Consider the following 24,973-nt stretch of genomic DNA (forward strand, 5'->3'; position numbering starts at 1 on the left):
ATTTGAATTGAGAATACATGCCAAAATATCTCAAATAAATTATGATTGTTATGGACAATTCTACAGGGGCTTCGCAGCACAGGCTTTTTGATTTTTTAATAGGAGACAATATTAATAAGTTGCCTGAAAACTTTTTGCAATATAAAAAAGAGGATACTTGGCTACATTATCCGCCAACTCAATTCAAGGAGAACGTCTTTAGTCTAGCAAACTCTCTATTAGTAAAAGGTATTAATGGCAATGGATCTACTGTAGAAGAAAGATCTAAAGTTGGATTGATTTGTTTTTCATCGCCAGATTGGCTTCTTATTGATTTGGCGGTACAAGTTACTGGGGCTGTTTTGGTGCCGTTGTACCCCAACATTTCAAAAACTGAATTAGTGGCCATTTTTAATGAGGCAGCTTTGGAAGTTTGCTTTGTAGAGGATATGGAATTGTACAATCAGCTAGATTCCATAAAACAGGATCTTCCAAAACTCAAAGAAATATATGTAATCAACACTTCGGAGGCTTTACTTAGCTGGAAACAGTTGATACTGCCTTTTTCCAAAACTATTTATGAGAATGTTTTAACCTACGCCAATAAAGTTGATGAAACGGATGTTTGTACCATTATTTATACATCTGGTACCACTGGGACTCCCAAAGGCGTGATGTTGTCACATAAAAATATCTATTCCAATATGGAAGCTGTTTCCTCTGAGGTGTTTGAACATTTAATTCTAGATAAAAAACAGGCCCTTAGCTTCTTGCCACTAAACCATGTTTATGAAAAAATGGCATTGTATGTTTACATCTATAATGGTTTTACAATTTCATTTGCCGAAAACGTTGGCAAAGTAGTTGAAAATCTGCAAGAAGTGAAACCTTATATGTTTTGTGCAGTTCCCAGACTTTTGGAAAAGGTTTATGAAAAAATAATTTCCGTTGGAGAAGCACAAAGAGGATTTAAAAGAAATATCTTTTTTTGGGCAGTTAAATTGGCTAATCGATTTGAATTCAATCAAAAATTATCCATTTCCTATAAGCTTCAACTTAGGCTTGCCGATATACTTATTTACAAAAAATGGCGGGATGCCCTTGGAGGTAATGTAAAAGCCATAATTATGGGCGGAGGAGCTTGCCAACAAAGGTTAATACGTGTGTTTGGAGCTGCAGGAATTAATGTTGTGGAGGGGTATGGGCTTACGGAAACATCTCCAATCCTTGCTTTTAATCGTGTTAATGATATACAACCGGGAACTGTTGGAATGCCATTGAAGTCCGTGGAAATTAAGTTTTTGGAGGATGGGGAAATCTGCTGTAAGGGTGATAATGTAATGCAGGGGTATTTTAAACGTCCTGAAGAAACCCAGAAGGTATTGAAGGATGGTTGGTTTTGCACTGGAGATATAGGTGAAATGATTAATTCAAAGTATCTCAAAATTACCGATAGGAAAAAACAAATGTTCAAGACTTCTGGAGGAAAGTATGTTGTGCCACAGCCTATTGAAAATAAAATGAAAGAAAGTTTTCTAATTGAACAGATTATGGTTGTTGGAGAAGGTCAAAAGTTTGTTTCAGCATTGATAGTTCCCAATTTTTCAGGTTTAGCAGATTGGTGTCGAAAACATGGAGTCCTGTATAAAGGAAAGGAAAGTGCTTTAAAATCTGAAAAAATACGAGCGCTTTATAAAAGTATTATCGACAGATATAATCCTTTATTTAATCATGTTGAACAAATTAAAAAGTTTGTATTGTTACCGGAAGAGTGGACGGTTGACAAAGGAGAGCTTACCCCAAGTATGAAAATAAAGAGAAAGGTCATTTTAAAAAATCATGAAAATGACATAGCTCAACTTTACGGTCTAGAGTAAAATGTATTGCTACATCAAAAAAAAGGTTTTTTTAGGTTAGGATTTATTTGCTAATTGTTTTTGAGCTTGTTTGCTGATATACAAAAGCATATAGTTATGTGGCTCACTGTTAAACTTGAGTTCCATTACAAATTTTCAAATTATTTAAAAATATTTTTACAAAGACTGTAACAAATTACTTACTTTAACTACAAATTAATAGAGCTAAGGAATAGCGCAGACGCCTCAAGTCTGTTAGGAATTAACCAACCAAATCAAGGCTTTATAATGAGCTTTTATATGGTATTCCCTTACAAACAATAAACGTCTTCACCCTTAACCAATTTACGATTCCATGCTGCTAGCTTGGGTGAAAATGCAGATTCCAATTTTTAACATGGTTTAAGTGTTATAGGCTCTATTTATAGACTTGTATTTCAATTTTAAATTTTCATACACCATGGACTGGTTTGCTGCTCTTGATGCTTTTAGCAAGTTTTATTGGATCATTGCCTTAATAGGCTCTTTAGTATTCCTTTTTATTATGGCTTCTACCTTTTTGGGAGCCGATGGTATAGATGATGTGGAGGACGTAGATGCAAGTATCGATACTGATACAGGTATTGAATTTCAGTTTATAACCTTCAAAAACCTTATTGGGTTCTTTACCATTTTTGGATGGAGCGGAATTGGCTGTATTGAAGCTGGTTTGTCAAAACCTCTCAGCATCATTATTTCCTTAGCCTGTGGACTGGCAATGATGACCGTTATGGCTGCCATGTTTTACTATATGAAAAAATTAACCGATAGCGGTACCCTTAATTATAACAATGCCATTGGAGCTGTTGGTGAAATTTACCTCACTGTTGGTGCTAATCGGTCTAGAATGGGTAAGGTAAGCATTAGAGTACAAGGGACATTGAGAGAATTGGAAGCTCTTTCCGATTCTTTATTCGAATTAAAATCAGGTACCATTATTAAAGTGGTGGATGTTACCAGCAATGGCATATTAATCGTAGAAGAAACCAAAAAACCTATACAACCAATAAAATCAGAAATTTATGAACTACCTTCTTCCTCTGCAAAGCTTTAATCTAGCTTTCCCCATGACAGTAGTATTTGCTGTCCTGTTTATTTTTGTCTTATTAATTATCTTAATAAAGCGTTACAAACGCTGTCCCTCAGACCGCATTTTAGTAGTTTACGGTAAAGTTGGAGGTGGCCAGTCTGCCAAATGTATTCACGGTGGAGCGGCCTTTATTTTACCGGTGATACAAGACTATGAATTCTTGGATCTTACGCCTATTTCCATTGAAGTTAACTTGGTTAATGCTTTGTCCAAACAGAATATTCGTGTAAATGTGCCATCACGCTTTACCATTGGTGTGTCTACAGAACCTGGAGTTATGCAAAATGCAGCCGAACGTCTTTTGGGGCTTGGCCTTCAGGATATCCAAGAATTGGCCAAAGAGATTATTTTTGGACAATTACGCTTAGTTGTGGCTTCCATGGATATTGAGGAAATCAATTCCGATCGTGATAAATTCTTGACCAATATTTCCCAGAGTGTAGAGTCCGAATTAAAGAAAGTAGGTCTTAAACTTATCAACGTAAACATTACCGATATTGTTGACGAATCCGGATATATTGAAGCCTTAGGGAAAGAAGCTGCAGCTCATGCAATCAATGCTGCTCGTAAATCGGTAGCCGAGAAAAATAGAGATGGATCTATTGGGGAGGCCAATGCAGTTCAGGATGAGCGCACCCAAGTGGCAGCCGCAAATGCCCAAGCGGTAGAAGGAGAAAACACCGCTAAAATTGCTGTAGCCAATTCCGATTCCTTACGCCGTCAGCGTGAAGCAGAGGCAGAGCGTGTTGCAATTGCAGCAGAAAAGGTACAGGCTGCAAAAGCTTTGGAGGAATCTTATGCTGCGGAGAAGGATGCTGAAATAGCCAGAGCAGAACGTGAACGTTCTTCACAAATGGCAGACATCATAGTTCCAGCTGAAATTGACAAAAGCAAAGTTGAAATCGACGCTGAGGCTGAAGCCGAAATGATTCGTCGTAAAGCAAAAGGTGAGGCGGATGCAATTTTGTTCAAGGCACAAGCAGAAGCTCAAGGACAGTATGAAATCCTTACAAAGCAAGCTGCCGGTATGGAACAAATTGTAAAGGCGGCCGGGAATAATTCGAAAGATGCTGTATTGTTGTTGATTGCCGATAAATTACCAGAATTGGTAAGACTGCAGTCTGAAGCAATTAAAAATATCAAAATCGATAAGGTTACTGTTTGGGAGAATGGAAGCAATAATGGAGATGGCAAATCTTCTACAGCAAACTTCTTATCTGGAATGTATAAATCAGTGCCACCTTTACAGGAAATGTTTAATATGGCAGGAATGGAACTTCCTGAATATTTAAAGGGGAAAGATCCAAAACCTTTAAACGGATCAGCTCCTGAAACAGCAGCTGTTAGTGAAGTGGAAACCACAGAAACAGAGTAAAAAAACAAAAAAAGATCCGCTCAATGAGCGGATCCTTTTGTTGTAGGGATGACTCTTTGGATACTTCAAAAAGACATTGAATTCCATATTACGTTCGGAAAAATTGAAAAAGCTATACAAAGTACAGTTTATGAAGGAAGAAGTGGCCTCTTAATTAATCCTCTTTTTTAAAGTATTTATTTAATTTTCTAAGAGGTAATGTTCATTTCCCGTTAGGTATAGAATTACAATATAGGATAGCATAAAGACAATCATGAAGATTGTGCCAACCAAAAGGAATATTGAAAACCGAAACATGAATTGCTTTAAATTCAATTTGAACAGTCTTATAAGGCAGTAAGAAATGTAGATGATTTGTAGCGGCAGGGATATAAACAGAGCAATATCATTGTAATGAATACCAAAAGAGGATAAAAGAATGATTAAAATAGCCCCATAGATAGACGTTTGGGATATTAGGTATAAGTAGATTACCAGATGTTCGGTGTAGTTGAAGGTTCTAACATTATAAAACACCACTCGGGATATGAGTGCGTGCATAGGAATGTAGAGTATGAAGACAAAGGATTGATGCTCCATCACAAAATCCGTATTCTTTTTTTGAAGTTCAGCAGAAGCTCCATGAGTTAAGGTGCCCAAATCAAAAACCTTTGGAAAAATATGAGCCAGTATAAAATATTGGATTCCTAAAACGGTCAGGGCAATGGCGAAATAGCTAATGACGTCCACATATTTTTTTCTTACACCATTTATGTAGCCAATAATGACATCTTCTGGCGCTCTAAAAAGAGTTAAAAAGGTTTGTATAAATAGATTGTCGTAGTTTAGGAAAGTCTCCGTAAAATACTCCAATAAATTTTTTATGGTCAGTCGATTTTTAATGACTTTTCCACCACATTGGTTGCAATATAAACTAGCCGAAGAAAGCGGTGTATGGCAGTTTTTGCATTCCATCGTCTATGCTAAGTCGCGTTTGAGCATATTTATTAAATCATCGGAATCTTTAAACATGATGAACTCCCCATTTTTAATGTAGGATATTTGTCCAGTTTCCTCACTTACTACCAAAGCCAAGGCATCGGTTTTTTCTGTGATACCTATTGCTGCTCTATGACGTAAACCAAAACGTTGGGGGATGTTTTTTTCGTTGTTTACGGGTAAAATAACACGTGTAGCTTTTACTACATTGTTTTCAATGATGATAGCACCATCATGTAATGGACTATTTTTAAAAAAAATACTCTCAATAATAGGTTGGGTTACGCCAATGCTCATGGAATCTCCAGTTCCTGTTAAAAAGTCTAGATTGTTATTGCGTTCCAAGACTATCAGGGCTCCTGTTTGTGTAGCGCCCATTTTGGTACAGGCATTGACAATGGCAGAAATATCTGTGTTGGTTTCCACTTCATTTTTTAGGAATTTCATCTTACTGAAAATTTTCCGTTTCCCTCCCAGATTTGTAGAACCTACCATCAACAAAAACTTCCTGATTTCTGGTTGGAATACGACAATCAATGCAATAATCCCCACTTTCATGAAACCATCGAAAATGTTGTGGAGCATTTTCATATTGAGTAAATCTGTGATCTTCCAAACAGAGTAAATAATGATAATCCCTATGAAAATGTTGATGGCTACAGTGCCTTTAACGAGTTTGTAAACATAGTAAAGTAGAATGGCCACTAGAAAGACGTCAATAAAGTCTACAATACTAAAATCCCAAAATTTTAAGTTCTCCAAGGCGTAGGTGTTTTTGTAAATTTAAAAAAATAAGATTAATAAATAAATTCTCTACGATCTATTGTAATAGGACCGTTTTCTGAGTAGGAAAGCACAGATTTTAATGAGATATAGTCCTGAAAGGTGTTATGCTTTTCAATTGCCAGGATTAGGGTTCTTGGGCTGTTTTGGGCGTATAAAGAATCTTGAAGCGTATTAGTGAGCTGTTCCAAATTGGTATTTAATAGGTCAACATTGGAACTTATAATTTCTATATGCTCTGTATCGTGGTATTTTAGCAGGGATATACTTTTAGTTTCAGAACTATCAGGAGTTCTAGGTACAATGGTGTCGTAAATTACTTCAGTGAAATCTATGAACCCTAAATTTTGAATGCTGGTATCATTACAGGTAAAGTAGTTCTTGGCATTTTCGTTTTTATGAAGCTCGGCATTACGCTTTTTATCTTGTAAAAACATGATTTTAGGAATGGCCTGTTCCAAAGTCAATCGCTTGTCTACATTAATCAGCCAATTGGTGGTGCTTATCAAATTTTTGCGGTTCAGTTCGATACTGTCGGGCAAAGTTTCATCATAAAATAGGTAAGCGGCAGATACATCATGGATTTTAGTGATGCTGGCATGTTCAATTTCCGGTAACATAACCAGTTTGTCATTGCCACAAGACAAGCATAGCAAAACGATAAGCAAGCTGAAATACTTCATATTGAGATTAAGAGTTTAGTTGATTAAAAAGTTGCACACATTCCATAGCTTCCTTGACATCATGTACACGCAAAATGGAAGCCCCTTTTTGTAGGGCAATGGTGTTTAAAACCGTTGTGCCGTTTAAAGCGTGTTCTGGAGAGGTGTCCAAAACTTTGTAGATCATCGATTTTCTGGAAATACCTACCAAAAACGGAATGTCCAAATTTTTGAAGAGTTCCATGTGTTGTAACAGCTCATAGTTTTGGGTTAAGGTTTTAGAAAACCCAAATCCTGGATCGGCAATAAGGTCGTGGATACCCAAAGCTCTTGCGGCGGCCATACGCTCTGCAAAATAGAACAGAATATCCTTGGTTAGGTTTTCATATTGGGTGTGCTGTTGCATGGTTTGCGGCGTCCCTCTCATATGCATCATGATGTATGGCACATGAAGTTTTGCCATGGTAGCTAACATGTTCTCATCCAATAGGCCCGCTGAAATATCATTGACCAAAGCGGCACCTGCTTCAATACAGGTTTTGGCCACCTCACTTCTAAAGGTATCTATGGAAATCAAGGTCTCAGGAAATTCTCTTAAAATCAATTCTACAATAGGAACGCTGCGTTGCAATTCTTCGGTTTCAGGAACATGCTCGGCATTGGGACGCGAACTGTAAGCACCCAAATCGATAAATGTGGCGCCATCCTCAAGCATGGAGGCCACTTTGTCCAGAATATCCTTTTCATTTTTGTAGCTCCCGCCATCGTAAAAAGAGTCGGGGGTTACATTTAAAATCCCCATTATTTTGGGAGTTGAAAGCTCTACAAGTTGTCCTTTGCAATTTATGGTCATGGTTTTTAACGAAGAATGAAGTGTAAAATTAAGGCGCTTATTTGAGAAAAAAGCAAATCCCGAGACATTTTTGGGCATGGCCCAAACTTTAAACCTTAAACTTTGATGTTTAAAGTTTTTTATGCGAAATTTACGGAAAATTAAATGTATTCAATGCAAGAAACTTCAAAACAATACGATGAAGTCATTGCCACTTGTAGAGCCCTTTTTATCAATAAAATGAAAGATTATGGGAGCGCGTGGCGCATTTTAAGACTTCCTTCCCTTACAGATCAAATTTTTATAAAAGCCCAACGCATTCGCGGATTACAGGAAAACGACGTAAGAAAGATTGACGAAGATGAAACCAGTGAGTTCATTGGAATTATCAACTATTGCACGATGGCTTTGATTCAATTGGAGAAGGGTGTGGTTGAAAAACCAGATCTATCTGTTGAGGAAGCCACTAAATTGTATGATGAAAAGATTGCTTTGACCAAACAACTCATGATGGACAAAAATCATGATTATGGTGAGGCTTGGAGAGATATGCGTGTGAGCAGCCTTACGGATTTGATCCTTCAAAAATTACTTCGTGTAAAAGAAATCGAAAACAATAAAGGCAAGACCTTGGTAAGCGAAGGCATTGATGCCAATTATCAGGATATGATTAACTACTCTGTTTTTGCCATGATTCATTTAACCCAATAAGCTTTTTATGAAATTTATAGTAAACATTTGCCGGCTCTTGGTAGGGGCACTTTTTATTTTTTCAGGATTTATAAAATTGAACGACCCACTAGGGTTTTCCTATAAGCTTCAAGAATACTTTAGCTACGACGTGTTGAACATCCCTTCCTTAGAGCCTTATGCCTTGGGGATTTCGGTATTCGTTGTGATTTTTGAAGTGGTTTTGGGAGTGTTCCTTTTGGTGGGCTACAAGCCTAAATTCACTGTATGGAGTTTGTTGGGCATGATTGTGTTCTTCACATTCTTGACGTTCTACTCAGCGTATTTTGATAAGGTTAAAGACTGTGGTTGTTTTGGAGATGCCATTAAACTAACCCCATGGGAATCCTTTACAAAAGACGTGATTTTGTTGGTGCTAATATTGGTGCTATTCTTCAATGTTAGGTATATCAAGCCAATCTTCAGTAAGTTGGGAGTGACCATGGTGTCGCTATTGAGCTTTATTGTGTGTATGTGGTTTGCCTATCATGTGCTTATGCATTTGCCTGCTATCGATTTTAGAGCCTACAATATAGGAAGCAATATTCAGGAAAAAATGAGTATTCCAGAAGGTGCTAAAGAGCCAGTTATGGAATGGAAATGGTTGTTTAAGGTGGATGGTGAAGAAAAAGAATTTGTGACCAACGGAAGTTACCCAAGCGTAGATGGGGAATACATCAGTGTGGAAACAACGGTGATTGAACCTGGTTACGAGCCAACTATTTTGGATTTCTCCATAGAGTCGGAAGAAGATGACTTCACGGCACATTTTCTTGAAGAAGACCATTTGGTAATGGTGGTAAGTTATAGCTTGGAAAGTGCCGAAAAAGAAGGGTTGAATGCCCTAAAAACAATTACGGATCAGGCTATTGAAAATGGCTATACCGTAATTGGATTATCGGCTTCGGGGACTCCTGTAAAGCAAAAGATAAAAGAAGACTATAAATTGGATTTCGATTTTTATTTGTGTGATGAAAAAGTGCTGAAAACCATCGTGCGTTCCAATCCAGGAGTGTTGGTATTGGAAAAAGGTACCATCATGCAGAAAGTACATTGGAACGATGTTGATGATTTAGACCTTCCTAAAGTCGCCCGCAAGCCAGAACCTAAGGTTGAAAAAGTGCCAGAAGAGCATATTGTGTATTTTATCAATGATGAACGTGCTACCAAGGAGGCTTTTGATGCTTTGGATTCTACTATGATCCAACAAATGGAAGTTATCAAGGACAGCACTTTGTTAAAAGAACTTGAGTTGGAAGCTGATGAGCAAGCCACAGGAGCTATAAAAGTGACCCTTAAAGACAACTAGCTGCTTGGTCAATTATCTGTTAAATAAAATATGGTATGCGCTGCTCACTTTGTTTGGAGTGGTAACCGTTATATTCTTTTTATTTAATGTATTGCCAGGCGATCCTGCCCAAATGATGTTGGGGCAAAATGAAGATAGTAAGCAATTGGCGGCCGTTAAGGCAAAATATGGTTTTGATAAGCCTATTTCTACCCAATATGCTTACTATTTAAACGATTTGTCTCCGGTGTCTTTCCATTCTACAAACCCAGAGGATTATACCTTTTTAAGACCTGGAAAATATTCGGCGATGCCACTTTTTGAAGTCGGTAAGACCGATGTTGTTTTAAAACTACCCTATTTACGGGAGTCCTTTACCAAACAAGGAAAAGAAGTCAGTCAAGTGATTGCTGAGACGCTCCCAAATACGTTTGTGTTGGCTATTTCAGCCATAATCATCGCTATAGGAGTGGGGATATTTTTAGGAATAGTATCTGCACTTTGCAAAGACCAATGGTTGGACAAGGTTATTCAGGTGTTGAGTACTTTGGGCATGAGTGTCCCTTCATTTTTCAGTGCCATTTTGTTCGCTTGGTTTTTTGGTTTTGTATTACATGAATACACCCATTTGGAAATGACCGGAAGCTTATATGAAATGGACGATTTTGGCGAAGGCATCCACATAAAATGGAAAAACTTGATATTACCTTCCATTGTTTTGGGGATTCGTCCGTTGGCAGTGGTCATTCAATTGATGCGAAATTCCTTGTTGGAAGTATTTAACCAAGATTATATCAGGACGGCTAGAGCTAAGGGACTGAGCGAATTTCAAATTATAAAAAAACATGCCCTCAAAAATGCCATGAATCCTGTGGTAACGGCTATTTCCGGTTGGTTTGCCTCGATGTTGGCAGGCGCTGTTTTTGTGGAATATATTTTTGGTTGGAACGGTTTGGGAAAGGAAATCGTAAATGCCCTAAACACTTTGGATCTCCCCGTTATCATGGGTTCGGTGCTGATTATTGCCACCCTCTTCGTAATTATTAATATTTTTGTAGATATTATTTATGCTTGGTTGGATCCCAAGGTGAAATTGGAATAGGGGCTGGGCAACAAAACAGTAATGTTATGAAAGCAATAAAAGTTTTAGTTCTGGTTCTTTTGGTGTGTATTGGCTGTAAAGCTCAAGATGACCCCGCGACATTTTCAGAAACGGCATTGAAGGACACATTTTTAACACTTGAAGGGCAGGAACTGGCTTTTGAAGAAATATTAGCAAAATACAAAGGCAAAACTATTCTAATAGATGTTTGGGCCTCTTGGTGCAAAGATTGTCTACAAGGCTTGCCTAAAGTGAAATCTTTACAACAGCAGAAAAAAAATGTGGTTTACTTATTTTTATCATTGGATAGGTCTGTAGAATCTTGGAAATTTGGAATTGAAAAATATGGCGTAGACGGAGAGCATTACTATATGCAATCTGGAAGGAAAGGGGATTTTGGGAATTTTGCCAATCTGGACTGGATTCCAAGGTACATGGTCGTGTCACCAAAGGGAGATATAAGACTTTTTAGAGCGGTGCAGGCCAACGACCCAAAGATTCTTAAAGCATTGAAATAAAAACAAAAGTTTAATTAATAAAAATCCTTCAGCAGAAGGTTAGTATTGAAATGAGAAAACACATTGTAGCAGGAAACTGGAAAATGAACAATGATTTGTCTATGACGGAGACATTGATTTCTGAACTGAAAAAACAAACTATTACATCGGATGCTGAAGTGATGATTGCTCCGGTATTTACCAACCTATGGCCAGCCTATCAAGCTTTAAAGGATAGCGATATAGGAGTAATTGCGCAAAACATGCACTTTGCAGAAAGTGGAGCCTATACAGGGGAGGTAAGTGCTGATATGCTTAAAAGTGTAGGGGTTAAAACGGTTATCCTAGGACATAGTGAACGAAGAGAGTATTTTAACGAAACAGACGAGCTGTTGGCCAAAAAGGTAGATGCCGCTTTAGCAAATCAAATGCGTGTTATTTTCTGTTTTGGAGAGGAATTGGCAGAAAGAAAGGCAGGCAAAGAGCAAGAGGTTGTAGGGTCTCAAATTGCCAATGCATTGTTCCATCTGGATGCTTCGGCTTTTAAACATATTGTTTTGGCCTATGAGCCTGTTTGGGCCATTGGTACAGGAGAAACCGCTTCGCCAGAGCAAGCTCAGGATATGCATGCCTTTATTAGAAAAACTTTAGCCGATAAATATGGCGCTGAGGTTGCCGATGAGGTTTCCATTTTATATGGAGGAAGCGTAAAGCCAGCTAATGCTCAGGAGATTTTTTCTAAGCCTGATGTTGACGGTGGATTGATTGGAGGGGCGTCATTAAAAGCAGATGATTTCTTTGCCATTGTAAACGCCTTTTAAAGACTAAATGATATTTACAAATAAAGAATCCCACAGCCGGTATAGAGACTGTGGGATTTTTTTTATGAAAACGTTAAAAAGTGTGGTGGCTATTCTAGGTTTCCTAAATTTGCAAAAATTTTAACTATGTCTGAAATATACATTGGGTATGAATTTAAGGTGGCTCCATTAAGTCCCGGTACCGAAATATTAATTGCAGAATTGGGCTATGCTGGTTTTGAGAGCTTCGTGGAAACCGAAGAAGGGGTGACTGCTTATATCCAAAAAGAGGAATGGAATGAAGACATCTTGGAGGATATACAGGTTTTGAAATCCGAGGAATTTCAGATTAGTTATACGTTTGAAGAAATTGAACAGACCAATTGGAACCAAGAGTGGGAAAAGAATTTTAGCCCTATTGTGGTGGACAGCAGTTGTGCTGTAAGAGCGCCTTTTCACGATACCTTTGATACAGAATATGATATTATTATAGAGCCGAAAATGAGCTTTGGTACAGGGCATCATGAAACCACGCACATGATGATCCAGCATCTGTTAAAAAATGATGTGAAGGACAAATCGGTATTGGATATGGGGTGCGGTACTGGTGTTTTGGCAATTTTAGCCGAAATGAAAGGCGCACATCCTATCGATGCCATCGACATTGATAATTGGTGTTACCTGAACAGTTTGGAAAATGTAGAGCGCAATAATTGCAAACACATCACCGTTTATGAAGGCGATGCGCAATTATTGGAAGGAAGACAGTATGATGTGATAATTGCCAACATTAATCGCAATATTCTTCTAAATGACCTGAAATATTACAGCAAATGTCTTAATCCGGGGGGGGGCATGTTTTTAAGCGGATTTTATAAAGATGACATAGAAGTCATTGAAAAAGAATGTGCTACCCATGGCTTGAAATGTGTTGAAATTTTGGAAAAAAACCATTGGGTTGCCCTAAAATTCTTAAATTAGGGATTAATTAGTCTTATTATCAATATATTACGTTTTTTGAGATTATGAGTGTTAGAGAAAAAACATCGGAAGATTTACTGTATGCAGAAGAAGTCCTAAAACAAAATGAGATAGTATTGTACAACGATGATGTCAATACCTTTGACCATGTTATCGAGACGCTTATGCATGCCTGCGACCATACACCTGAACAGGCCGAGCAATGTTCCATTATTGTTCATTACAATGGAAAATGTACTGTAAAAACAGGTGATTATGACGATTTATTGCCACGTTGCTCCAAGATGCTGGAGGCAGGCTTAAGCGCTGAAATTGTATAGTTTCTTTTAGTGAGGTAATCTATCTTTCAACTTCCCATAAACATAAGTGCCCAATGTGGCAGCTAGGATAACTATGAGCATAGAAAACACACCTGTACCTACCAATATGTACATGGGGCCAGGGCAGGCTCCAGAAAGTGCCCATCCCAATCCAAAAATAGTACCTCCAAGAATGTAGCGTATCAGTCCCTTTTCTTTTTTGGGAACATTTAGCAATTGGCCAGCTAAGTTTTTTAAGTGCATTTTTTTTGAGATCAATAGAATTAATACCCCAGTGGTAACGGCGCTCCCTATAATACCATACATGTGAAAGGATTCAAAACGAAACATTTCATAAATACGGTACCAAGACACAGCTTCCGACTTTACCAAAACAATCCCAAATAGGATTCCAACCAATAGAAACTTTATATATTTTGTCATAATGTATGTCTAAAAAATTAAGGGAAACAAAACGTGAATCATAATAAGCCCTCCAATAAAAAAGCCAATCACAGCAATTAACGAGGGGAGTTGCAAACTACTTAGCCCAGTAATGGCATGACCCGAGGTACAGCCACCAGCGTAACGGGTGCCAAAGCCTACAAGAAACCCTCCAATAATTAAAATGGCCAGTCCTTTAGTGGATAGTACAGCATCCCAACTAAAAAGCTCTTGAGGTAGTAATGATTTGCCTACGTTGTCGAAACCAAGTTGGTTAAGACTCTCTACGGTAGAAGGGTTTAAATCTATGTTGGTTGGGGCCGAAAGTAAAAAATGAGCAATAAACCCACCAATTACAGCTCCCGCCACCACTACCAAGTTCCATTTTTGATCTCTCCAATTAAAATTAAAGAAAGGTACTTTTTTTCCTGCACCGCCAATGGCACAAAATGTTCTTAAATTAGAGGACATTCCAAAGGTTTTGCCGAAATACAAAAGAAGGAACATCACGATTGCTATTAATGGGCCACTAACATACCAGGGCCAAGGTTGAAGAATATAATCCATAGAAATTTTTAAAAAGTCGCAAAAGTAAACAGTTTGTTTCATTTGCTATGTAATAAATGTTACTTAAAGATATTAAACTTTGTACTATGAAATATGCAAATGGAAAAACTATTGAAATTTTTTCTAGAAATGTTTGGATGTTTTTTAATAAATGCCTTATATTTGCACCCACAAAAAAACGGCCTCGTGGCGCAACTGAATAGCGCATCTGATTACGGCTCAGAAGGTTACAGGTTTGAATCCTGTCGAGGTCACTTTTGAAATGGAAATTAGTTCAAGAACCACTTAAATCCCAGGATTTAAGTGGTTTTCCTTTTTAAGGATGTTACTTCATTTTTTACCTAGGCAATTCTATAGGCATTCTTCGTACTATTTACTTTTTTAATCCTATTGTATACTATGTATATGGTTTGGGTGTTTTCAAGGTTTCTTCCGAATATTACAATACTTTTTCTTAATACTGTTAACCACTACTTTAAAAAGAATTGGACATTTGAAAATGAATAGATGTCTAATGTAAACAATATGAAAATGAAAAATAGAGTAGCAATTATTACAGGCGCCGCAATGGGGCTGGGTTTTGCAGCAGCAAAAGAACTGGCTTCAGAGGGAATGGATCTGGTTTTGGTTGACTATAATGACAAAAGTTTAAATGATGCTCAGGTAGAGCTTGAAAAAGATTTTCCGGCGGTAAAAATTATTACAATTGTAGCAGATGTATCAAATGAGGAGGCGGTAAAAAATTATGTAGATGAAACCGTAAAAGTATTTGGTAGAATTGATGCGCTTTATAACAATGCTGGTATTGAAGGGAAGCAGGCAGGCATGACCGAGTATGATGTGGATGTTTTCAAAAAGGTAATTGATATAAACTTGATGGGAGTTTATTATGGAATGCGTTACGTAATACCTGTAATGCAGGAGCAGAAGTACGGACGTATCGTGAATGTAGCCTCGGTTGGGGGTATTCGTGGAGTTCTTAACCAAACACCTTATGTGGCAAGTAAGCATGCTGTTTCTGGAATGACTAAAAATGCAGCTTTGGAGTATGGTAGAGATGGAATTCTTACTAATGCTATTGCCCCAGGAGCAATCCTTACGCCAATGGTTGCAGAAGCGTTCAAGCAGGTTAATCCAGAGGATCCTCAGGCAGCCGAAACAGAGTATGCACAACGAAATCCTACGAAACGTTTAGGGAAACCTGAGGAAGTAGCTAAGTTAGTAGCGTTCTTGTTGAGTGAAGATAATGGCTATGTAAGCGGTCAAACTATTGCTGTTGATGGGGGAGAATCCAATATTTATGGAAACTCCTAAAGGGAGCAACATTTGCCGTTAAGGCTAAAGTTGTTTTCAAGTAATTAATATTGGGCAAAGTTCCGGTGACTGTATAGACTTATGTAAAGCGGTCTATAAGTGATAGGAGGTTTGCCCAATTTTTGTTTTAGGAATTAAGACAGTTTTGAAATGAGAGGACGTAAAACTCGTTGTATGTCGATGGAATCTTTTTGGGGAATCAAAAAAGGTTCAAGGTCTTCTGGATGGACTATTTGTTCTTCTTTTTCTACAAATCCATAACCTTTGTAAGTACCATTTTGGATGAGGATAAAGGCATTTTCTTCTGGATGTCTACCTGGTTGTTCTATGATTAAATTTTCAGATTCGTTTTTAACTTGGTGGATTGCTTTTTGCACTCTTAGGTTGTATGCACTTACAGCTTCTTCTTGGCGACAAATACCATGACAGTTGTGGATGGCATAGTGGGAACATTGGGAGACTCCTTCTTGTAAATGGCAATATTTTGGACATAATTCGTAGGTTTTACACAGATTCTCCAGATAGTTTCTGCACTCTCTAATGCCGTGAAAGATCTGTATGGGATTAGGAGAGGATTTTAGTTGGTTATAGGCTAGGTGCATAATGCCTTGGCGGTCTATATACGAAAATATAGCATAGTTTTTAGGAGGGCGTTTTGCGGCTTGGTTGTATAAGGGAAAATGATGTTTGATAGCAGCATCTTCCATTAATAGAGCTATGGTCTCACTTCCTGATAGTTCAAAGTCTATATCGGCTGTTTCTCGGCAAAGGTTAAGCTCTTTGTTGGATTTGTTGTAAAAATGCCCTAAAACCCTTTTTTTGAGGTCTTTTGCTTTGCCGACATAAATAATCTTGCCTTTTTTATTTTTGAAGTAATAAATTCCTGCTGCATTAGGGATTTGGTTGAATACTTTACTGGGTAAATGAGGCGGTAGGGTAGCTTCTTTGGAGGATTTTTTAAGGAAGCTGTTAAAGATAGCCTCAGCATTATCTTGAGCAAGTAACATTTCAAACAATATTACTGTTGCATCGGCATCTCCCTTTGCTCGGTGGCGATCTTGAATATTTATATCAAGAGCTTTACAGAGTTTGCCTAAGCTGTAGGAGTGGTGTCCAGGCAATAGCTTTCTGGATAAACGTATGGTACAAAGCTTTCGTCTGTTGAAATCGATGCCAAGCGTTTTAAATTCGTTCCTGATGATATTGTAATCAAAATTGACGTTATGGGCCACAAAAATACACCCTTCGGTAAGTTCTATGACCTTATCGGCAATATCAGCAAACACAGGGGCGTTTGCAACCATATAATTGTCTATTCCTGTAAGAGCGGTAATATAATCTGGTATTAAAACTTCGGGGTTGACCAAGGAAGTGAACTCGTCAATAACATTGGTGCCATTATGTTTTAAAATGGATATTTCTGTAATCTTGTCCTTTCCTGTGGTTTCAATATCAATGATTGTATAGTGCATTATAGACTCTTTTTAAGGGCTTCCAATTCTACACCCAAACTGTTGAACATTTCAAGAATACTACTAATTTTTAGTTCGTGTGGGTCATATTCTTGGGTGTTGATGCTACAGGTAAACTCCCAAAGTTCCAGTACTTCTTCAATAGGCACTTCGTAGGGATGGTACTGTGGGTTGTCTGAAATCAACAGCAGGGTATTATTGTCTTTAATCTGGTCTTTTACCCGCTTGTATACCATCCCGTCATTTTGGGTTAATAATATATAAGAGCGTCCATCCATGATGTCACGTCTATCCTCAATAAATTTTCCAACTACATAACTGCCTGGTTTCAGAGGTAACATAGAATCTCCTTTAATGGGAAAGGCGCGATGTTTACCAGTGGGTAAAAAGGGAAGCTGTATTTTTTCCAGTTGTTCAATATACTCGGGGTCGTCATAGCCTGCTAAGTACCCAGCGGAAGTTTTTACAGGAACCACTTCAATCAAGTTGTTGTCTTCAGAATCTATTGTAATAGGAAATAGTACCCGTTGATTCCGTAGTTCGATAAAGGAATGATCACTTCCTTTAGTCAGGTCGTGGCGTACCAATACATCGATGGGTAACTTAAAGTAATCCGAAAGTTTGATTAGAACCTCGATGGGTGGGGCAGAACGCCCTTCTTCATACGAGCTCACACGGGATCTGGTAATGCCAAGGTCTTCTGCTAAAGTTTCTTGAGTAATACGCTTTAGTTCCCGTAAATGACTAATGTTTTTGGACAGTGTTTTCATGGTAAAATATAGAAAGAAAGACGATAGATTTTCTTTGCTACAAATATAAGCAATAACTGCTCAAATATGTAGCTAACTTTGCGGAATGAACAAAAATATTTTGCATCTAGACCTCGATACCTTCTTTGTGTCCTGCGAACGCCTCATGGATAGTCGGCTTAAAAAACGACCTTTACTGGTAGGCGGAACGGGAGATAGGGGAGTTGTTTCGGCCTGTAGTTATGAGACTAGGCGTTTTGGAATTCATTCTGGAATGTCTATGAAGGTGGCAAGGCGTTTATGTCCCGAAGCGGTAGTTATCCGTGGCGATGCATCCATCTATACCAAGCAGTCACAAATGGTTACCGAAATTATAAGGGAGAGGGTGCCTGTGTTTGAAAAGGCGAGTATTGATGAGTTCTATGCAGACCTTAGCGGTATGGATAAATTTTTTGGAAGTTATAAGTATGCAACGGAGTTAAGGAATACCATTATAAAGGAAACGGGGTTGCCTATTTCTTTTGGACTTTCGGCCAATAAAATAGTTTCTAAGATGGCTACAGGTGAAGCAAAGCCTAACAACCAATTGCGTATAGAGCATGGATTCGAAAAGCCTTTTTTGGCACCTTTGTCTATTGATAAAATTCCCTCGGTAGGTAAAAAGACGTATCACACTTTACGGAATTTGGGTATAGATAAAGTAGCTACGGTACAGCAAATGCCCCTAGAGATGATGGAAACCGTATTGGGGGCCAATGGAAGAACCATTTGGAGAAGGGCACAGGGCATCGATAATCCGCCGCTTATCCCATTTTATGAGCGTAAATCTATTTCTACAGAGCGGACCTTTAATAGGGATACTATCGATATGCTGAAGCTAAGAACCACCATTTTTGCAATGACAGAAAATCTAGCCTTCCAGCTTAGGAAAGGAGAAAAATTAACAGCTTGTATAGCGGTTAAGATTAGGTACTCTGATTTCAATACCCATACCAAACAGTTGAAGATTCCCTATACCAGTGCAGATCATGTCATTATTCCTAAGGTTATGGAGCTGTTCGATAGGTTGTACGAGCGGCGTTTGCTCATCAGGTTGGTAGGGGTTAAGTTTAGTGATTTGGTATCTGGTAACTACCAGATCAATCTGTTTGATGATACTGAGGAAATGCTAAGACTCTACGGCGCTATGGATCATATCCGTAACCGCTTTGGTGAACTCAGTATCCAAAAAGCAGCTGCTATGGGGGCCAAAACCATAGGGCGTTTCAGTAATCCATTTAATGGTGAACCGCCTATTGTATTGGCGCACCGCAACCAATAGAGTTTAATCGTGTATATCAATTGTCATACATACTATTCCCTGCGTTTCGGAACATTCTCTGAAGAGGAACTGTTGAAATTGGCCTCTCAAAATGGCGTGGAGGCTATGGCTTTAACCGATATCAATAATACGTCGGCTTGTTTAAATTTTATTCGTACGGCTAAAATATATCATATCAAACCAGTTGTGGGCATCGATTTTAGGAATGGTGTGTCGCAGTTATTTGTGGGCTTGGCTAGAAATAATGAAGGTTTTAGGGAGCTCAATAGTTTTTTGTCTCAGCATACTCATCAAAACAAAGCACTTCCTGAACAGGCGCCAGACTTTCCCAATGCTTTTGTAGTGTATCCTTTTGAACAGATTATGCAAATGGAGAAGGAAACCTTTGCGGCTAATGAGTTCATAGGCATTAGTATTCAGGATTTGAGAAAACTTCCCTTTAGTCATTATAAGGATTATAAAGATAAATTGGTCATTCAGCAACAGGTGACTGTGCGGAACAAGAAAGATTTTAATGCTCATAGATTACTAAGGGCTATTGATAACAATACGCTTTTGAGTAAACTATCAAAGTCTGAAGAATGTAGTGAAAACGATAAAATGTTGCACTTGGACCAGTTATGCCAAGCGTATCAAGAGTATTCTTATATCATTCAAAATACACGAAAGCTTTTGGAAGAGTGTAGCATAAACTTTGAATTTGGTAAGCAGCGTAGCTCCCAAAACCTAAGTCTGTATCTGGAAAGCGCTGAAAAGGACTTTGAAATGCTCAGGGACCTCAGCTATCAGGGGCTCTCAAGGCGTTATGGTGCGCCTTCCAAGAAAGTACTGGAACGCTTGGAAGTAGAGCTCAATACCATTAGGAATATGGATTTTGTGTCCTATTTTTTAATTAATTACGACATTGTAAATTATGCCAAGAAACAAGGGTATGTCCATGTGGGTAGGGGAAGTGGAGCCAATAGTATCGTAGCCTATTTAATAGGAATTACTGATGTAGATCCTATTGAGCTAGATCTTTATTTTGAAAGGTTCATCAATCCCTACCGTGCTTCTCCACCAGATTTCGATATCGATTTTTCGTGGAAGGAACGCGAAGATGTCACAGCTTATATCTTCCAAAGGTTTCCGCATACTGCTTTGTTGGCTACCTACAATACTTTTAAATACCGAGGGGTGGTAAGGGAAATAGGAAAGGTTTTTGGTTTGCCCAAAGAAGAGATTGATAAGTTGAGCGAAGGTAAAGTGCCGCAAGGCCAATTGGACGATATGGCAAAATTGGTCCTGAAGTACGGGCAATTGATAAAGGGATTTCCCAATCACCTAAGTGTTCATTCCTGTGGTATTTTAATTTTGGATGCCCCTATTCATTATTATTCTGCTACCAATATGCCTCCAAAGGGGTTTCCAACGGTACAGTTTGATATGATTATTGCAGAGGATGTGGGTATTTTTAAATTCGATATTTTAGGTCAACGAGGCCTTGCCAAGATCAAGGATGCCTTGGAGCTCATCAAACAGAACAATCCTAATATACCTCCCATAGATATCACTGATGTAGAAAAATTTAAAAAGGATCCTAATGTTAATAACCTTCTCAGACAAGGAAAGGCTATTGGGGCTTATTATGTAGAATCACCAGCTATGAGAGGGTTGATGCAAAAATTGCAGACACAGGATTATTTGGGGTTGGTGGCTGCTAGTTCTATTATTAGGCCAGGAGTGTCCGGTTCTGGAATGAAACAGGAATATATTATCCGTCAGCGTAACCCAGAAAAACGAAAAGAGGCTAATCCTATGCTGCTTAAAATTATGCCAGAAACTTATGGTATTATGGTTTATCAGGAAGATGTTCTTAAAGTAGCTCATCAATTTGCGGGTCTTAATTTTGGAGAGGCTGATGTGTTAAGGAGAGGTATGAGTGGTAAGTTTCGCTCTAGAGCAGAGTTTTTGGGAGTGGAGCAAAAGTTTATTGCTAATTGTAAGGAGAGAGGGTATTCGGATACACTCACAATGGAGGTTTGGGAGCAAATAAAGAGTTTTGCGGGCTATGCTTTTGCTAAAGGGCATTCTGCTTCGTATGCAGTAGAGAGTTACCAAAGTCTATATCTTAAATGTTACTATCCGTTGGAGTTTATGGTAGCTGTACTTAACAATGGAGGTGGTTTTTACAGTACGGAGCATTACATTCATGAGGCCAAGATGTGTGGAGGGAAAGTGCTTCCTCCGTGTGTTAATACTAGTGATCATCCTACTATTATCAACGGAGAGGATATTTATTTGGGTTTGGGGTATATAAAACAACTGGAGCATTATACCATAAAACGAATTCTTTCGGAGCGTCAACTTCACGGAGTCTATAAATCTTTGGATGACTTTATTGACAGGGTGCATATTGGTGTAGAACAGTTGTCTATTTTGATTAGGATTGATGCTTTTAGGTTTACGGGACACTCTAAAAAAGAACTTTTATGGCAAGCAATGTTCAAACTCAATAAAAATAAGTTGAATTCGTCTCAGGCATTATTGTTTAGGACAGAACATAAAACCTATAAGCTTCCAAAGTTAAATAGTAGTTGTTTGGAAGACGCTTATGATCAAATTGAGTTTCTAGGGTTTCCTCTTTGTGGATATTTTGCTTTGATAGGAGAGACTTTGCAACCCCATATTTTAGCTAAAGATTTTAGTGAGCACATCAATCAAAAAGTGTTGTTGTATGGCACATTGGTGCATACAAGGTTTCATAAAACATCCCAAGGTAAGCGTATTAGGTTTTGTACCTTTGTTGATGAGGAGGGACAGTATTTTGATACGGTGCATTTTACGAAAGTAGTCGAGTTGTATCCCATTCATGGTATTGGTGTGTATGCCTGTTACGGAACGGTTACGGAAGATCATGGCTTTTGTAGTCTGGATATTAATTGGAGCAGAAAGTTGGGTTTGAGGCAAAGCCTAAAAGGCGCTTAGTTTTTTGTGAAGCACGCAAAGAGTATATTTTTTTTGTAATAGTTATACTCTATATTTTTAATAAACTTAATTACGAGTAGTAAAAAGATATGTTGGAGGGGGGGTATAAAAAAAGCCTTGCAATAAATGCAAGGCTTTTTGCGGAGAAAGAGGGATTCGAACCCCCGGAGGTGTGACCCTCAACAGTTTTCAAGACTGCCGCATTCGACCACTCTGCCATTTCTCCTTGAGTGTCTCATCAGGTATTTCCTGATTGCGGGTGCAAATATAGTGACCTTTTTCATTTCTATCAAAGAAAATTCTATAAAAAAATTAAAATATTTTCATCTTCATGAATATAAAATTGATTTTCTGTTGGTTAAAGGTATTTTCTAATAGTACATTTGTGGAGTGATTACAAAATATACCTATGGAAATCCTTGAATTTTTAGAATGGCGTTATGCCACAAAAGCCTTTAACCCTAATAAGGAAGTGTCTTCTGAAAAAATGGACATCTTAAAAAAAGCATTCAATCTAACGGCAACCTCTTATGGTTTACAGCCTATAAAATTAGTTGTAATCAAGAATAAAGTTTTGCAACAGGAGCTTTTGGAGCATTCCATGAATCAAAAGCAAATTGCAACAGCGTCTCATGTATTGGTGTTCTGCATTCAGACTAATATTGATAAGGCTTTTGTTAAGGATTATTTTAAGAGAGTTCATGATTTGAGACAAACTCCGAAGGAGGTTCTAAAGCCTTTTGAGGATTTCTTGGTTCAGGATTTTCAACAAAAATCTCAGCAGGAGATTGAAGAATGGGCCACCAAACAGGCCTATCTAGCCATGGGCAATATCATGACTGTTTGTGCTATGGAACAAATAGATTCTTGCCCTATGGAAGGGTTTCTTTCCGAGGAATATGATAGAGTATTAAAGTTGAACGATCATAACCTCAAATCGGTGTTGTTGTTACCTGTTGGCTACCGTTCTGAAAATGATATGTTTGCTGGTATGAAAAAGGTGAGAAAGCCCGTGGAAGACGCTGTTTTGGAGCTTTGATTAATTCTTTTTCTTTTTTTTGGACAATACATCGAATAGCTTATATTTGTTTCTTAACATAACTTTTTAACTTTTTAATTTATTCCTGATGAAAAAACTATTACTAGTGATTATTTGCTTATTTAGTGTAGGCATTTATGCGCAAGATGCACAATGGACTTCAGATTTTGAACAAGCTGTAAAAATAGCTCAAGATCAAAACAAGCCTATTTTGGTGTATTTCAAGGATTCCCAAAATTGCGATGCGTGTAAAAAAATTGAAACTACCGTAATCAACAATTCAAACTTTTCTCAAATTGCAGATAGAGTAGTGTTGGTTAGTATTGATAATGCCAATGATGATGATGCTACGCAACGTAAGATCATTCACTATAACAATACAAAAACATTTCCTTCATTCGTAACTTTAGATTCTAAAGGAAGCCCAATTAATGTGGTAAATGAATTTAGTGATCAAAGTATCGAACAGTACATTGGATTTTTAAAACAACTATAGTTTATTGATATATGCCCGGATTTGAGCACTTCGGTGATGCCGAAAGAAAAGAAGTTAATGATGTTTTGGAAACTGGAGTGTTAATGCGATATGGCTTTGATGCCATGCGCATGGGCCATTGGAAAGCCAAACAACTAGAGCATGATTTACAGGAATATTTCCAAGTGAATCATGCTCAGTTGGTTTCTAGTGGTACGGCAGCAGTGTCGGTTGCTTTGGCTGTTGCAGGTGTTGGGGCAGGTGATGAAGTCATCATGCCTACGTTTACATTTGTTGCCAGTTTTGAAGCGGTTATGATGCTGGGAGCTATTCCCGTGTTGGTGGATATTGATGATACGCTTACCTTGGACCCTAAGGCAGTTCAGTTAGCTGTTACTTCAAGAACAAAGGCTATTATGCCTGTACACATGTGTGGTAGCATGGCCAATTTGGATGCTTTACAGCAGATATGTAAGAAGCATGATTTATTACTTATTGAAGATGCGTGCCAGGCGATAGGGGCAACCTATAAAGGCAAGACTTTGGGAAGTATAGGCGATGCAGGGTGTTTTTCCTTCGATTTTGTTAAAACCATTACTTGTGGAGAAGGAGGGGCTGTCCTAACCAACAATGAAACCTATTTCAAAAATGCGGATCATTTTAGCGATCACGGTCATGACCATATCGGTAGCGATCGTGGAGCTGAAGGCCATCCGTTTTTAGGTTATAACTTTAGAATTTCCGAGCTTAATGCAGCCGTTGGAGTAGCCCAGTTAAAGCGTTTACCTGAAATTTTGAAAATTCAGAAACAGCACTTTGCGATTTTGCGAGATGCTTTATCCGCGATTCCTGAAATTACTTTTAGAAGTGTACCTATAGGAGGCGAGGAAAATTATTCATTTTTAAGTTTCTTTTTACCGGATACAGAAACTTCCCTTAAGGCAGCCGCGGCTCTTAAAGAAGCTGGAATAGATGGCTGTTTTCAGTACTACAACAACAATTGGCATTATATTAGAAAGTGGGGGCACCTCAAGGATTTAAAGACACTCTATCCATTATCCCAAGAGGTTAAAGATGGATTGGCTTATCTTCAAACCAAAACTTTTGAACAGTCCGATCATTATATTGGGAGAAATATTTCCTGTTTGATCAAGTTGTCATGGACAGAGAACGAGGTCAAGGACAGGGCTTCAAAAATGGTTAAGGTGATTACGGACGTCTTGAGTTAAAACTTTTTATTTTTTCTACAATTTCCTGTATTTAAGAAAATCTTATTTCAACCCTATTTGTCTGGGTTCTATGGTATTAGTCGCTAATTTAGTATCTTTAAAGGGT

At 38.1% G+C, this 24,973-nt stretch carries 24 protein-coding genes and 2 tRNA genes; 17 read left to right on the forward strand and 9 right to left on the reverse strand.

Annotated features, from left to right (window positions below):
- Positions 1-50: 50 nt before the first annotated feature.
- The 3 genes from RBH95_RS07410 to RBH95_RS07420 all read left to right on the forward strand — a co-directional run bounded on the left by RBH95_RS07410 (position 51) and on the right by RBH95_RS07420 (position 4,339).
- Entirely contained in the window at positions 51-1,856 is a 1,806-nt protein-coding gene (locus RBH95_RS07410; RefSeq protein WP_307902046.1) for a long-chain fatty acid--CoA ligase, read from the forward strand.
- A gap of 439 nt (positions 1,857-2,295) precedes the next feature.
- Positions 2,296-2,928 carry a hypothetical protein gene (locus RBH95_RS07415; RefSeq protein ID WP_307902047.1) on the forward strand — a complete coding sequence of 211 codons (633 nt, stop codon included), beginning with the start codon at positions 2,296-2,298 and terminating at the stop codon, positions 2,926-2,928.
- On the forward strand, positions 2,897-4,339 hold the full coding sequence (locus RBH95_RS07420; RefSeq protein WP_374047820.1) for a flotillin family protein: 1,443 nt from the start codon (positions 2,897-2,899) through the stop codon (positions 4,337-4,339). Before RBH95_RS07415 ends, RBH95_RS07420 begins: the two co-directional genes overlap by 32 nt.
- 180 nt (positions 4,340-4,519) lie before the next feature.
- On the opposite strand, the gene RBH95_RS07425 is transcribed toward RBH95_RS07420, so the two are convergent.
- Genes RBH95_RS07425 through folP form a run of 4 tightly spaced genes read right to left on the reverse strand, consistent with a single transcriptional unit; the run spans position 4,520 to position 7,615 of the window.
- Positions 4,520-5,293 carry a DUF3667 domain-containing protein gene (locus tag RBH95_RS07425; protein ID WP_307902049.1) on the reverse strand — a complete coding sequence of 258 codons (774 nt, stop codon included), beginning with the start codon at positions 5,291-5,293 and terminating at the stop codon, positions 4,520-4,522.
- Positions 5,294-5,296: 3 nt separating this feature from the next.
- Entirely contained in the window at positions 5,297-6,079 is a 783-nt protein-coding gene (locus tag RBH95_RS07430) for a diadenylate cyclase (RefSeq protein ID WP_307902050.1), read from the reverse strand.
- Between the two features lie 35 nt (positions 6,080-6,114).
- Entirely contained in the window at positions 6,115-6,783 is a 669-nt protein-coding gene (locus RBH95_RS07435; protein WP_307902051.1) for a hypothetical protein, read from the reverse strand.
- 7 nt (positions 6,784-6,790) lie between these two features.
- Positions 6,791-7,615, reverse strand: coding sequence for a dihydropteroate synthase (folP, locus tag RBH95_RS07440; RefSeq protein WP_307902053.1), 825 nt, complete (start codon positions 7,613-7,615; stop codon positions 6,791-6,793).
- Between the two features lie 153 nt (positions 7,616-7,768).
- Here folP and RBH95_RS07445 point away from each other — a divergent pair, with 153 nt between their 5' ends.
- The 7 genes from RBH95_RS07445 (at position 7,769) to RBH95_RS07475 (ending at position 13,311) form a co-directional block, all read left to right on the forward strand.
- Positions 7,769-8,305 (forward strand): DUF1599 domain-containing protein, encoded by a 537-nt coding sequence (locus RBH95_RS07445; protein WP_307902054.1) that lies wholly within the window; start codon positions 7,769-7,771, stop codon positions 8,303-8,305.
- 7 nt (positions 8,306-8,312) lie between these two features.
- Positions 8,313-9,632 carry a BT_3928 family protein gene (locus RBH95_RS07450; protein WP_307902055.1) on the forward strand — a complete coding sequence of 440 codons (1,320 nt, stop codon included), beginning with the start codon at positions 8,313-8,315 and terminating at the stop codon, positions 9,630-9,632.
- 4 nt (positions 9,633-9,636) lie between these two features.
- A complete protein-coding gene (locus RBH95_RS07455; RefSeq protein WP_307902056.1) occupies positions 9,637-10,713 on the forward strand; it encodes an ABC transporter permease in 1,077 nt (358 codons plus the stop codon).
- Positions 10,714-10,739: 26 nt separating this feature from the next.
- The gene (locus RBH95_RS07460) at positions 10,740-11,231 is read left to right on the forward strand and encodes a thioredoxin family protein (protein ID WP_307902057.1); all 492 of its coding nucleotides are present in this window, start codon (positions 10,740-10,742) and stop codon (positions 11,229-11,231) included.
- Between the two features lie 50 nt (positions 11,232-11,281).
- Positions 11,282-12,031, forward strand: a complete 750-nt coding sequence (tpiA, locus tag RBH95_RS07465; protein ID WP_307902058.1) for a triose-phosphate isomerase — start codon at positions 11,282-11,284, stop codon at positions 12,029-12,031.
- Between the two features lie 126 nt (positions 12,032-12,157).
- The gene (prmA, locus tag RBH95_RS07470) at positions 12,158-12,991 is read left to right on the forward strand and encodes a 50S ribosomal protein L11 methyltransferase (protein ID WP_307902060.1); all 834 of its coding nucleotides are present in this window, start codon (positions 12,158-12,160) and stop codon (positions 12,989-12,991) included.
- Positions 12,992-13,035: 44 nt separating this feature from the next.
- Positions 13,036-13,311 carry an ATP-dependent Clp protease adaptor ClpS gene (locus tag RBH95_RS07475; protein WP_307902061.1) on the forward strand — a complete coding sequence of 92 codons (276 nt, stop codon included), beginning with the start codon at positions 13,036-13,038 and terminating at the stop codon, positions 13,309-13,311.
- 6 nt (positions 13,312-13,317) lie between these two features.
- Here the strand turns inward: RBH95_RS07475 and RBH95_RS07480 are convergent, their stop codons facing one another.
- Both RBH95_RS07480 and RBH95_RS07485 read right to left on the reverse strand, forming a co-directional pair.
- Positions 13,318-13,734 (reverse strand): DUF6691 family protein, encoded by a 417-nt coding sequence (locus tag RBH95_RS07480; protein WP_307902062.1) that lies wholly within the window; start codon positions 13,732-13,734, stop codon positions 13,318-13,320.
- Positions 13,735-13,743: 9 nt separating this feature from the next.
- Entirely contained in the window at positions 13,744-14,301 is a 558-nt protein-coding gene (locus RBH95_RS07485; protein ID WP_307902063.1) for a YeeE/YedE family protein, read from the reverse strand.
- A gap of 180 nt (positions 14,302-14,481) precedes the next feature.
- Between RBH95_RS07485 and RBH95_RS07490 the strand changes: the two genes are divergently transcribed.
- Together RBH95_RS07490 and RBH95_RS07495 are read left to right on the forward strand one after the other, a co-directional pair.
- Positions 14,482-14,555, forward strand: a tRNA-Arg gene (locus tag RBH95_RS07490).
- Positions 14,556-14,832: 277 nt separating this feature from the next.
- Positions 14,833-15,615 (forward strand): SDR family oxidoreductase, encoded by a 783-nt coding sequence (locus tag RBH95_RS07495; protein ID WP_307902064.1) that lies wholly within the window; start codon positions 14,833-14,835, stop codon positions 15,613-15,615.
- 134 nt (positions 15,616-15,749) lie between these two features.
- Here the strand turns inward: RBH95_RS07495 and RBH95_RS07500 are convergent, their stop codons facing one another.
- Both RBH95_RS07500 and RBH95_RS07505 read right to left on the reverse strand, forming a co-directional pair.
- Positions 15,750-17,087, reverse strand: a complete 1,338-nt coding sequence (locus tag RBH95_RS07500) for an exonuclease domain-containing protein (protein ID WP_307902065.1) — start codon at positions 17,085-17,087, stop codon at positions 15,750-15,752.
- Positions 17,087-17,857: a LexA family transcriptional regulator gene (locus RBH95_RS07505; protein ID WP_307902066.1), complete on the reverse strand. Its 771-nt coding sequence runs from the start codon at positions 17,855-17,857 to the stop codon at positions 17,087-17,089. The genes RBH95_RS07500 and RBH95_RS07505 overlap by 1 nt, the downstream gene beginning before the upstream one ends.
- Before the next feature lie 85 nt (positions 17,858-17,942).
- Here RBH95_RS07505 and dinB point away from each other — a divergent pair, with 85 nt between their 5' ends.
- Both dinB and RBH95_RS07515 read left to right on the forward strand, forming a co-directional pair.
- Positions 17,943-19,157 (forward strand): DNA polymerase IV, encoded by a 1,215-nt coding sequence (dinB, locus tag RBH95_RS07510; protein WP_307902067.1) that lies wholly within the window; start codon positions 17,943-17,945, stop codon positions 19,155-19,157.
- Between the two features lie 9 nt (positions 19,158-19,166).
- Positions 19,167-22,124: a DNA polymerase III subunit alpha gene (locus RBH95_RS07515; RefSeq protein WP_307902068.1), complete on the forward strand. Its 2,958-nt coding sequence runs from the start codon at positions 19,167-19,169 to the stop codon at positions 22,122-22,124.
- A 141-nt stretch (positions 22,125-22,265) separates the two neighbouring features.
- Here RBH95_RS07515 and RBH95_RS07520 read toward each other — a convergent pair.
- Positions 22,266-22,350 (reverse strand) — tRNA-Ser (locus tag RBH95_RS07520).
- 183 nt (positions 22,351-22,533) lie between these two features.
- Between RBH95_RS07520 and RBH95_RS07525 the strand changes: the two genes are divergently transcribed.
- The 3 genes from RBH95_RS07525 to RBH95_RS07535 all read left to right on the forward strand — a co-directional run bounded on the left by RBH95_RS07525 (position 22,534) and on the right by RBH95_RS07535 (position 24,867).
- On the forward strand, positions 22,534-23,163 hold the full coding sequence (locus tag RBH95_RS07525; RefSeq protein WP_307902069.1) for an NAD(P)H-dependent oxidoreductase: 630 nt from the start codon (positions 22,534-22,536) through the stop codon (positions 23,161-23,163).
- Between the two features lie 88 nt (positions 23,164-23,251).
- The gene (locus tag RBH95_RS07530; RefSeq protein ID WP_307902070.1) at positions 23,252-23,659 is read left to right on the forward strand and encodes a thioredoxin family protein; all 408 of its coding nucleotides are present in this window, start codon (positions 23,252-23,254) and stop codon (positions 23,657-23,659) included.
- Between the two features lie 11 nt (positions 23,660-23,670).
- A complete protein-coding gene (locus RBH95_RS07535) occupies positions 23,671-24,867 on the forward strand; it encodes a DegT/DnrJ/EryC1/StrS aminotransferase family protein (protein ID WP_307902071.1) in 1,197 nt (398 codons plus the stop codon).
- The last annotated feature ends 106 nt before the right edge of the window (positions 24,868-24,973 follow it).

The organism is Mangrovimonas sp. YM274, from assembly GCF_030908385.1.
Lineage (GTDB): Bacteria > Bacteroidota > Bacteroidia > Flavobacteriales > Flavobacteriaceae > Mangrovimonas_A.

Bases quoted from the DNA above. Each gene is read 5' to 3' on its own strand.
- RBH95_RS07410 (WP_307902046.1), top strand. From the start codon at position 51: ATGGACAATTCTACAGGGGCTTCGCAGCACAGGCTTTTTGATTTTTTA.
- RBH95_RS07415 (WP_307902047.1), top strand. From the start codon at position 2,296: ATGGACTGGTTTGCTGCTCTTGATGCTTTTAGCAAGTTTTATTGGATC.
- RBH95_RS07420 (WP_374047820.1), top strand. From the start codon at position 2,897: ATGAACTACCTTCTTCCTCTGCAAAGCTTTAATCTAGCTTTCCCCATG.
- RBH95_RS07425 (WP_307902049.1), bottom strand. From the start codon at position 5,293: ATGGAATGCAAAAACTGCCATACACCGCTTTCTTCGGCTAGTTTATAT.
- RBH95_RS07435 (WP_307902051.1), bottom strand. From the start codon at position 6,783: ATGAAGTATTTCAGCTTGCTTATCGTTTTGCTATGCTTGTCTTGTGGC.
- folP (WP_307902053.1), bottom strand. From the start codon at position 7,615: ATGACCATAAATTGCAAAGGACAACTTGTAGAGCTTTCAACTCCCAAA.
- RBH95_RS07445 (WP_307902054.1), top strand. From the start codon at position 7,769: ATGCAAGAAACTTCAAAACAATACGATGAAGTCATTGCCACTTGTAGA.
- RBH95_RS07450 (WP_307902055.1), top strand. From the start codon at position 8,313: ATGAAATTTATAGTAAACATTTGCCGGCTCTTGGTAGGGGCACTTTTT.
- RBH95_RS07460 (WP_307902057.1), top strand. From the start codon at position 10,740: ATGAAAGCAATAAAAGTTTTAGTTCTGGTTCTTTTGGTGTGTATTGGC.
- tpiA (WP_307902058.1), top strand. From the start codon at position 11,282: ATGAGAAAACACATTGTAGCAGGAAACTGGAAAATGAACAATGATTTG.
- prmA (WP_307902060.1), top strand. From the start codon at position 12,158: ATGTCTGAAATATACATTGGGTATGAATTTAAGGTGGCTCCATTAAGT.
- RBH95_RS07475 (WP_307902061.1), top strand. From the start codon at position 13,036: ATGAGTGTTAGAGAAAAAACATCGGAAGATTTACTGTATGCAGAAGAA.
- RBH95_RS07480 (WP_307902062.1), bottom strand. From the start codon at position 13,734: ATGACAAAATATATAAAGTTTCTATTGGTTGGAATCCTATTTGGGATT.
- RBH95_RS07485 (WP_307902063.1), bottom strand. From the start codon at position 14,301: ATGGATTATATTCTTCAACCTTGGCCCTGGTATGTTAGTGGCCCATTA.
- RBH95_RS07495 (WP_307902064.1), top strand. From the start codon at position 14,833: ATGAAAAATAGAGTAGCAATTATTACAGGCGCCGCAATGGGGCTGGGT.
- RBH95_RS07500 (WP_307902065.1), bottom strand. From the start codon at position 17,087: ATGCACTATACAATCATTGATATTGAAACCACAGGAAAGGACAAGATT.
- RBH95_RS07505 (WP_307902066.1), bottom strand. From the start codon at position 17,857: ATGAAAACACTGTCCAAAAACATTAGTCATTTACGGGAACTAAAGCGT.
- dinB (WP_307902067.1), top strand. From the start codon at position 17,943: ATGAACAAAAATATTTTGCATCTAGACCTCGATACCTTCTTTGTGTCC.
- RBH95_RS07525 (WP_307902069.1), top strand. From the start codon at position 22,534: ATGGAAATCCTTGAATTTTTAGAATGGCGTTATGCCACAAAAGCCTTT.
- RBH95_RS07530 (WP_307902070.1), top strand. From the start codon at position 23,252: ATGAAAAAACTATTACTAGTGATTATTTGCTTATTTAGTGTAGGCATT.
- RBH95_RS07535 (WP_307902071.1), top strand. From the start codon at position 23,671: ATGCCCGGATTTGAGCACTTCGGTGATGCCGAAAGAAAAGAAGTTAAT.